Here is a 7966-nt window from a genome sequence, read left to right on the forward strand (position 1 = left end):
CTCTTCCGATCTGGGCCCGGCTGCTGCCGCGCCTGGCGCTGGCGGCGGCGCTCGCCGCCGCGGCCGCGCTCGGCGGCGTCGCCGCGTGGCAGTACGACGCCGCACGGGACGCCCGGCAGCGGGCGGAGCGGGCGGAGGCCCGCGACGCGGCGCTGGCCCGGGTGCTGGCCGCGCCGGACGCGCAGGCCTCCTCCGGGCGGCTCCCGGACGGCGCGACCGGCACGGTGGTGGTGTCCCGTGCCGAGAACCGCGCCGCCTTCTTCGCCTCCGGGCTCGCGGAGCCACCACCTGGCCGGGTGTACCAGCTCTGGTTCGACGACGGAGGCACCATGCGCCCGGCGGGCCTGCTGGACCCCGCGCAGGGGGACGAGGCGGTGCTGATGGAGGGTCCGCTCGGGGACGCCGGAGGCATGGGCGTCACGGTCGAACCGGCGGGCGGCTCGCCGCAGCCCACCACGGAACCCCTGGCGCTGATGCGCTTTCCCGCCTGAGCGCGTCCCGCCGCCGGGCGGTGCGCTGCCCCCGGGCCGCCCGGCACCGCCGGTTCCCGGCCCTGGCCGGGAGCCCTGCCGTCCGGCCCGCACCGTCAGCGGGCGCCGTGCGCCACGGCGATCTCGGAGATCCGGCGGGCCAGCCCGACGTCCAGCTCGGTGATGGCGCCGACGGTGTGCGTGTTCACCGACAGGGCGAGCGTGTCGTAGCTGAGCGTCATGTCGGTGTGGTGGTTCAGCTCCTCCTGGATCGTGGCGACGTGCAGGGCCATCGCCGCGGCCGGGAGGTGCTTGTCGAAGGAGTAGACCCGCGTGAGCCGGTCGCCCTCCACCTGCCAGCCGGGCAGCAGGGCGAGCGCCTCGTCGATCTCCGGCTGCGCGAGCGGTTGCGGTGCCATGCGGTTCCCTTCGTCGGTCGCTTCGCGGGTACGGCCACGGCCCCAGCGTGCCACGCGGGACGGCGGTTTCCGCGCAGGCATATCATCGGGCGATGCCGACCACGCACCCCGAACGCCCGGTGGGCGCGCTGCTCCGCGGCTGGCGGAGGCGGGCCGGGCTCAGCCAGCTCGAGCTGGCGCTGCGCGCGGAGTCCTCCGCCCGGCACATCAGCTTCGTCGAGACCGGCCGGGCCCGGCCCAGCGAGGAGATGGTGCTGCGGCTGGCCGAGCACCTTCACGTGCCGGTGCGGGAGCGGAACGCGCTGCTGGTCGCCGCCGGGTACGCGCCCCGCTACCCGGAGACGCCGCTGGACGACCCGGCGCTGGCGCCGCTGCGCGCGGGCCTGGAGCGGATGGTCACGGCGTACGAGCCGTTCCCGGCGCTGGTGGTGGACGGCGGCTACCGGGTGGTGGCGGCGAACCGGGGCATCGCGCTGCTGCTGGCCGGCGTCGCCCCGCATCTGCTCCGGCCCCCGCTCAACGCCCTGCGGCTCACCCTGCACCCCGAGGGGCTGGCGCCGCGCATCCGCAATTTCCGCGAGTGGCGGGCGCATCTGCTGGAGCAGACGGAGCGCCAGCTCGCGCTGGTGCGGTCCGCGCCGCTGCGGGCGCTGTACGAGGAGGTGGCGGCGTACCCGCTGCCGCCGGGCGGCGAGGAGCGCGCCCCGCGGCCGCCGGAGCCGCCGTTCGCCCTGCCGCTGCTGATCGAGGAGGAGGGCCGGGTGCTCTCCTTCGTCTCGACCATCGCCACCTTCAACACGCCGGCGGACGTCACCGTCTCCGAGCTGGCGGTGGAGACCTTCCTCCCGGCCGACCAGGAGACGGCACGGCACCTGCGGGAGCGCGACGCGGCGGAGCACGCCACGGAGCACGCAGGGCGCCCGGCGGCGGAGCACACACGCGAGGAGGCGGCGGAGCACGCCGGGCGCCGCACGCCGGGCGCCGCCGGTCACCTCACGCCGTAGGCACCCGGTCGAGGAAACCCAGCACGGCGCGGATCCGGCCGTCCTCCGCCAGCGTCGCCACGTCCGAACCGGCCACCGGTGCCGAACCGTCGGGCGCCCGCAGCTCCCACCGGAAGCGGGCGATGCGGTGGTGGCCGTCGACGGCTCCGGCCTGCTCGAAGACGCAGCCGGGGAACTGCTCCCGGGCGCCGGCGATCACCTCGGCGAGGGCCTGGTGGCCGCGCGCGTCGGCGAGCGGGTCGGTGTAACTGCCGTCCTCGGCCCAGGCGGCCGCCACGGCCTTCTCGCGCGCGTCGGCGTCGTCGGCGTTCCAGGCCTCGAAGTACCGGGTGACGGCGGTGTCGTAGATGCTCATGGCGGTTCCCTTCCGGGTGTGCGGACGGTTCTCCCGGCGCTGCGGCAGGCCGTGCGCCGGTACCGGGGCCCGGGCCGGAGTGCGCCGGCCCGGGCCCCGTTGGCCTCCACCCTGCCGGGGGCCGCCGGGGCGGTCGATTACCGCGGAGGTAAGGGCGCTCGTCGACGGGGTGGGGCGGGCCCCACCCCCGGTGCGGTGGCCGGCCCCCGCACCGGGACACCGGCTGCGCGGCTGTCGGGTGCGCCCGGGGCCCGGAAGGCTTGCGGGCATGACGACAGGCATCGAGACACCGGCGGCCCCGCGGGCCGCGTCCGGACGGCGGGAGCCCGGCCGGGAGGCGGCGGGCAGCGACTTCGCACGGCTCTCCCGGCGCATCGCCGCGGCGGGGCTGCTGCGGCGGCGACCCGGCCACTACGTGCTGCGCTTCTCGCTGCTGGCCGCTGCACTGACGGCCGGCTGGGCGGCCTTCCTCCTGCTGGGCGACAGCCCGTGGCAGCTCGCGGTGGCCGCGTACCTGGGGCTGGTCTTCGGGCAACTGGCACTGGCGGCGCACGACCTGGCGCACCGCCAGGTCTTCCGCGGGCGGCGGGCGAGCGAGCTCGCCGGGCGACTCGCCGGGAACCTCGGGATCGGGATGTCGTACGGCTGGTGGATGCACAAGCACACCCGGCACCACGCCAACCCGAACCACGAGGAGCTGGACCCGGACGTGGCTCCCGACATCCTGCTGTGGTCCCGGGACCAGGCGCGGGCGGCGCGCGGGCTGCCGCGTTTCCTCGGGCGGCACCAGGCCGTGCTGTTCTTCCCGCTGCTCACCCTGGAGGGCTTCAACCTGCACCTGTCCGGGATACGGGCACTGCGCGCGCCCTGGCTGAAGCGGCCGGTGCTGGAGGGCACGCTGCTGCTGGCGCATCTGGCCGGCTACCTGGCGGCGCTGTTCACGGTGCTTCCGGCCGGGGCCGCCCTGCTCTTCCTCTGCGTGCACCAGGCGGTGTTCGGGGTGTACCTCGGGTGTCTGTTCGCGCCCAACCACAAGGGGATGCCGACGCTGCGCGGCACCGAGCGGCCGGACTTCCTCCGCCGCCAGGTGCTCACCTCGCGGAACGTACGCGGCGGCCGGTTCACCGATCTGGCTCTCGGCGGCCTCAACCACCAGATCGAGCACCACCTCTTCCCGTCGATGCCCTCGCCGAACCTGCGCCGGGCCCGCCCGGTCGTCCGTGCGCACTGCGCGGAGCTGGGCATCCCCTACCACGAGACCGGCCTGGTGCGTTCCTGGCGGGAGGCGCTGCGGCACCTGCACGAGGTGGGCGCGCCGCTGCGGGGCGAGGGAGCCGTGGAGGCGGGGAACGGGGCGACCCGGGCCACCGGGACCGCCGGCGACCACGCCGGCCGTGCGGGCCGCTGAGCGCGGCGGCTCAGCCGACCCGCTCGGGCGGCAGCCTGTCGCCGCCCCGGCCGGACGGCCGGGGCGCCCGCGGGCCGCCGGTACGGGCCTCCCGCAGCCAGCGCCGCAGCACCCGGTGCACCTGCTCCGCGCCGACGAGTTCGCCGGAGGTCACGGGCGCGGAGAGTCGCAGGGGCGAGAGCAGGAACGCTTCGTTCTGCTCGCCGCCGAGGCCGCCGTGCGAGCCGATCTGTTCCTCGAAGGCGTGCACCTCGCCGGTGTCCGGGTCGACGCGGGAGTTCACCATGATGTCCGCGGCGTGCGGGAAGTCCGCGGTGCGGCGCACGGTGGCCTCCGCGCCCGGCCCGAAGGGCTCCAGCGGGTCGTGGTCCCCGACCCGTTCCCCGGTGGCCAGGCGCACCTCGCACCCGTGCGCGCCGATCACCACCGGGCCGTGCAGCTCGCTGTGGACCAGCAGGAAGCCGACGCCGGGGTGGTCGGCGAGGGCGGGGAGGAGCGCGGGGTGGCGGCGCTCGATCTCCTCCCGGGACATCCGGTACCGCACCGCGGGGAACGAGATCAGCCCGAGGTTGCCGGAGGCCAGCACCACCGGGCCCGCACCGCGGGCGGGCCGCCGCGGGGTCTGCTCGGGACCGCCCTCCTCCGGGCGGTGCAGGGCCGCGCGTGCGGCGGCGCGGGCCTCCGCGCCGCTGGGGGTCCGGCTCGCCCGGCGGGAGACGGGCAACCCGCAGCCGGCCCGTACCAGGTCCTCCAGGGTCAGCCCGTAGGCGGAGAGGAAGGTCTCGCCCGCGCTCTGGCCGTGGTCGGAGAGGAGCACCAGCCGGTACGGGCGGGGGGCGTGGTCGGCGGCCTTGGTGATGAGGGCCACGGCGCGGTCGAGCCGGCGCAGCACCTGCCGGGTGTCCCGGCCGCGGGGGCCGCTGTGGTGCGCGACCTCGTCGTAGGCGACGAGGTCGGCGTAGACGGCGGTGCGGCCGTTGAGGACGTCGCCGATGACCGCGGCCACCACCACGTCGCGCTCCACCACGGTCGCGAAGGCGCGCAGGAAGGGGTAGAGACCGCCGCGGGAGACCCGCGGACGCTCCTTCCGCAGCCGGGCCCGGAGCGCCTGCGCCAGCTCGCGGAAGACCTCGGCGACGAACGAGACCGCGGTGCGGGTGGCGTTGGCGGGGTCGGAGAAGTAGGCGAAGTAGCCCGCGCGGGACCGGGTGGTCCTGCCGCGGCGGGCGGAGACGGACAGCACCAGCGCGAGCTGCCGGGCGCCGCCGCTGAACAGGTTGCCGCGGCTGGCGCCGTCCGTGGCGAGCAACCCGAGGTCGCCGGCCCGGGCGACGGCCCGGCGCTGGAGCTCGGCGGCGGCGGTGGGCCGGTTGCTGACCACCACCTCGCCGGTCTCCTTCTCGTACCAGCGGAAGGCGGGCACGTCCTCGTTGCTGCCGTGCAGGATGCCGAGCTGGCTGGCGGCGGTCTGGCTGGACCAGTCGGTGCGCCAGCGGGTGAGCCGGTGGGTGGTGCCGCACAGCGCGGCGACGGCGGGCATCAGCGGCTCCGGGCCGGCGACGGCCTCCCGCAGCACCCCGTGGCCGACCCCGTCGAGCTGCAGGAAGACGGTGCCGGGCGTGTCCTCGGTACGGGTGCCCTCCCGGCGCCGCCGGCGGTCCGCCAGCCGGGCCAGCCGGCGGCGGTACGCCCCGTCGTCCCGCACGGTCAGCAGGGTGCTGGTGGTCGAGGAGGCGGCGGACATCACCGCGGCCACCACCACGGCGGTCTCCGGGCCCGCCTCGCCGCGCTCGGGTATGAGGCTCAGCGCGACCCAGAGCAGGGAGCCGTTGAGGAAGAACACCAGCAGGCCCAGCACCAGGGCGGGGACCAGCAGCAACGCCCGCACCAGCAGCGGCCAGACCAGCGCGCTCAGCAGCCCGAAGGCCCCGGCGCCCAGGGCGGCGGTGATCGCGGTGCGGGTGGCGCTGTCCCCGTGCTCCGACTGCAGCCGGAAGTCCGGCAGCCCGCCCGCGAGCAGCAGCATGGTGACCGTGCTCACGGCCCAGACGGCGAGCACGCGCAGCACGGCGCTGCCCACTCCGCGCCAGGGTGGCATCAGCACGCGCACGCCGGGGTCTCCTCACCTCTCGGGCCCGCGGGGCCGCCGGTCGCGCGGGAACAGGACCGGACGCGCGGGACATTGTCCACTTTTTCACACCGGGACGGGCCGCCACCGGGGAACCGTCCCGCCGGGCCGGGGGACGCCGGCGGCGCCGTAGGCTCGTAACAGTGCGCGGGCACGGGAACGCGGGCACGGGAACGCGAGCAGGGAGACAGTGCGGGAACGGCGACGACGTGCACCGGGCACCGCGGGTGCGTACGGACCCGGGGCGGACGAAGGGAGGGCCGGTGCCGGCCGAGGTCACCTGGTGGGGGCATGCCACCGCGGTGGTGCGGGACGCGGGAGCCACCGTGCTGACCGATCCGCTGCTGGTGCCGCGGCTGGGCCATCTCCGGCGGCGCCGCGGGGTGCTGCCGCCCCCGTCGGTGACGGCGCCGGACGCGGTGCTCGTCTCCCATCTGCACGCCGACCACCTCCACCTCGGCTCACTGGCGCGGCTGACGGCCGGCACCCGGGTGCTGGTGCCGCACGGCGCGCCGGACGCGGTGCGGGGACTGCGGCGGCTGGCGACGCGGCTGGACCTGCTGGAGGTGGCGGTGGGCGACGAGGTGGCGGTGGGGCCGCTGCGCATCCGGGCCGTCCCCGCGGCGCACGACGGACGGCGGCTGCCGTACGGGCGGCGGCGTACGCCCGCACTGGGCTATGTGGTCCACGGCGAGTCCCGCACCTACTTCGCGGGCGACACCGGCCTGTTCGCGGACATGGCGGAGGCGGTGGGGCCGGTGGACACGGCGCTGCTGCCGGTCGGGGGCTGGGGGCCGTTCCTGGGACCCGGGCATCTGGACGCCCGGCGGGCGGCGCAGGCGCTGGAGCGGCTGGCGCCCCGCAGCGCGGTGCCGGTGCACTACGGCACCTACTGGCCGATCGGCATGGACGCGGTCCGGCCGCACGAGTTCCACGCGCCGGGCGACGAGTTCGCGCGGCTGGCGGGGCGGCTGGTCCCCTGGGTCCGGGTGCACCGGCTGACGCACGGCGAGACGGCCCGGACCGGGACGGCCGGATGATCGGCTCCGTGGTGGACCAGGTGCTGGGCGCGGCGCGCGGCGTGCCGCCGGAGTCGACACAGCAGGCCGTCACCTACCCGTCGCTCTTCCTGCTGGTCGTCTTCGGCTCGCTGGTGCCGGTGGTGCCCACCGGGGCACTGGTGAGCGGGGCCGCGGTGGTGGCGATCCACCAGAGCATGCCGGTGGTGCCACTGCTGGCGGTCTTCGGCATCGCCGCGCTGGCGGCCTTCCTCGGCGACCTGGGGCTCTACTGGCTCGGGCAGCGCGGCATCGGCTCACGGAACGGGTCGCGCTGGCTGGAGCGGCTGCGCGAACGGGCCGCGCCGGAGCGGCTGGCGCAGGCCAAGCGGCAGCTCGAACGGCACGGGGTGGCGGTGCTGGTGGTCTCCCGGCTGGTACCGGCCGGCCGGATCCCGGTGATGCTCGCCTGTCTGCTGTCCCGGATGCGGACCCGGGACTTCGTGCGCGGCGCCGCCCCGGCCTGCCTCGCCTGGGCGGGGACGTACCAGCTCATCGGGGTGGCGGGCGGGTCGCTCTTCCCGGAGCCGTGGGAGGGGGTGGCGGCGGCCGTGGGGCTGACGCTGCTGCTGAGCGCGGTGCCCTCGGTGCTGCGCCGCCTCCGCCGCGGCCGCGGCGGCCCGGCCGCCCCGCACTGAACGGGCACGGCGCCGGGCCGTCAGCCCGGCGGTGGGGGCTGCGGCGGGCCGGTGAGGGCGACGAGGGCCGCCCGCAGGCGGTCCAGGGCGGCGCGTACGGCGTCCGAGCCGGGGTCCGGCGGCTCCGCGAGGGCCGCCCCGGCGGTGTCCTCGTCCGCCGTGGCGGTCGCGGCCGCCGGGATCAGGAGCCGGGTGGAGAGCCGCACACGCAGGGCGTGCGGGTCGTCCCCGAAGCGGTGGCCGCCGTCGGCGCCCGGGCCGAGCCGGCGTACCAGTTCGGCCTCCAGCCCGGCCGCGTCCCGGATGCCGTGCGCGGCCAGCGCGGGGCGCGCGGGCTCCAGGTCGGCGTAGAGGTGCCGGCCGGTGTGCGGGGGCCGGCAGAGTGCGCCGGCGCCGGTGACGGCGCCGTGCAGGGCGGCGGCGAGGACACCGTGCGTACGGGCCGCGGCGGCCCGCTGTGCGCGCCGGGCCGCCGGTTCGGCCACG

At 77.1% G+C, this 7966-nt stretch carries 8 protein-coding genes and 1 pseudogene; 5 read left to right on the forward strand and 4 right to left on the reverse strand.

The window, feature by feature from the left end; translation table 11 throughout:
- The coding region (locus tag HOY81_RS26250; RefSeq protein ID WP_237323200.1) for an anti-sigma factor at positions 1–491 on the forward strand (491 nt) is incomplete at its 5' end.
- A gap of 95 nt (positions 492–586) precedes the next feature.
- On the opposite strand, the gene HOY81_RS26255 is transcribed toward HOY81_RS26250, so the two are convergent.
- Positions 587–889 (reverse strand): 4a-hydroxytetrahydrobiopterin dehydratase, encoded by a 303-nt coding sequence (locus HOY81_RS26255; protein WP_237323201.1) that lies wholly within the window; start codon positions 887–889, stop codon positions 587–589.
- Between the two features lie 92 nt (positions 890–981).
- Here HOY81_RS26255 and HOY81_RS26260 point away from each other — a divergent pair, with 92 nt between their 5' ends.
- Positions 982–1893 (forward strand): helix-turn-helix domain-containing protein, encoded by a 912-nt coding sequence (locus HOY81_RS26260; RefSeq protein WP_237323202.1) that lies wholly within the window; start codon positions 982–984, stop codon positions 1891–1893.
- Here HOY81_RS26260 and HOY81_RS26265 read toward each other — a convergent pair.
- Positions 1883–2248: a nuclear transport factor 2 family protein gene (locus HOY81_RS26265; protein ID WP_237323203.1), complete on the reverse strand. Its 366-nt coding sequence runs from the start codon at positions 2246–2248 to the stop codon at positions 1883–1885. The genes HOY81_RS26260 and HOY81_RS26265 overlap by 11 nt on opposite strands.
- 268 nt (positions 2249–2516) lie before the next feature.
- Between HOY81_RS26265 and HOY81_RS26270 the strand changes: the two genes are divergently transcribed.
- Positions 2517–3656, forward strand: a complete 1140-nt coding sequence (locus tag HOY81_RS26270) for an acyl-CoA desaturase (protein WP_237323204.1) — start codon at positions 2517–2519, stop codon at positions 3654–3656.
- A 10-nt stretch (positions 3657–3666) separates the two neighbouring features.
- Here HOY81_RS26270 and HOY81_RS26275 read toward each other — a convergent pair whose 3' ends face one another.
- A complete protein-coding gene (locus HOY81_RS26275; RefSeq protein WP_237323207.1) occupies positions 3667–5754 on the reverse strand; it encodes a phage holin family protein in 2088 nt (695 codons plus the stop codon).
- 293 nt (positions 5755–6047) lie between these two features.
- Between HOY81_RS26275 and HOY81_RS26280 the strand changes: the two genes are divergently transcribed.
- Both HOY81_RS26280 and HOY81_RS26285 read left to right on the forward strand, forming a co-directional pair.
- Entirely contained in the window at positions 6048–6824 is a 777-nt protein-coding gene (locus HOY81_RS26280; protein WP_237323205.1) for an MBL fold metallo-hydrolase, read from the forward strand.
- A complete protein-coding gene (locus tag HOY81_RS26285; RefSeq protein WP_237323206.1) occupies positions 6821–7480 on the forward strand; it encodes a DedA family protein in 660 nt (219 codons plus the stop codon). Before HOY81_RS26280 ends, HOY81_RS26285 begins: the two co-directional genes overlap by 4 nt.
- Before the next feature lie 20 nt (positions 7481–7500).
- Here the strand turns inward: HOY81_RS26285 and HOY81_RS26290 are convergent.
- Positions 7501–7966, reverse strand: a pseudogene (locus HOY81_RS26290) (hypothetical protein); the annotation flags it as partial.

It is taken from the genome of Streptomyces sp. JJ36, from assembly GCF_021696945.1.
In the GTDB taxonomy this organism is placed as follows: Bacteria; Actinomycetota; Actinomycetes; order Streptomycetales; family Streptomycetaceae; genus Streptomyces.

Bases quoted from the DNA above. Each gene is read 5' to 3' on its own strand.
- HOY81_RS26255 (WP_237323201.1), bottom strand. From the start codon at position 889: ATGGCACCGCAACCGCTCGCGCAGCCGGAGATCGACGAGGCGCTCGCC.
- HOY81_RS26260 (WP_237323202.1), top strand. From the start codon at position 982: ATGCCGACCACGCACCCCGAACGCCCGGTGGGCGCGCTGCTCCGCGGC.
- HOY81_RS26265 (WP_237323203.1), bottom strand. From the start codon at position 2,248: ATGAGCATCTACGACACCGCCGTCACCCGGTACTTCGAGGCCTGGAAC.
- HOY81_RS26270 (WP_237323204.1), top strand. From the start codon at position 2,517: ATGACGACAGGCATCGAGACACCGGCGGCCCCGCGGGCCGCGTCCGGA.
- HOY81_RS26275 (WP_237323207.1), bottom strand. From the start codon at position 5,754: ATGCCACCCTGGCGCGGAGTGGGCAGCGCCGTGCTGCGCGTGCTCGCC.
- HOY81_RS26285 (WP_237323206.1), top strand. From the start codon at position 6,821: ATGATCGGCTCCGTGGTGGACCAGGTGCTGGGCGCGGCGCGCGGCGTG.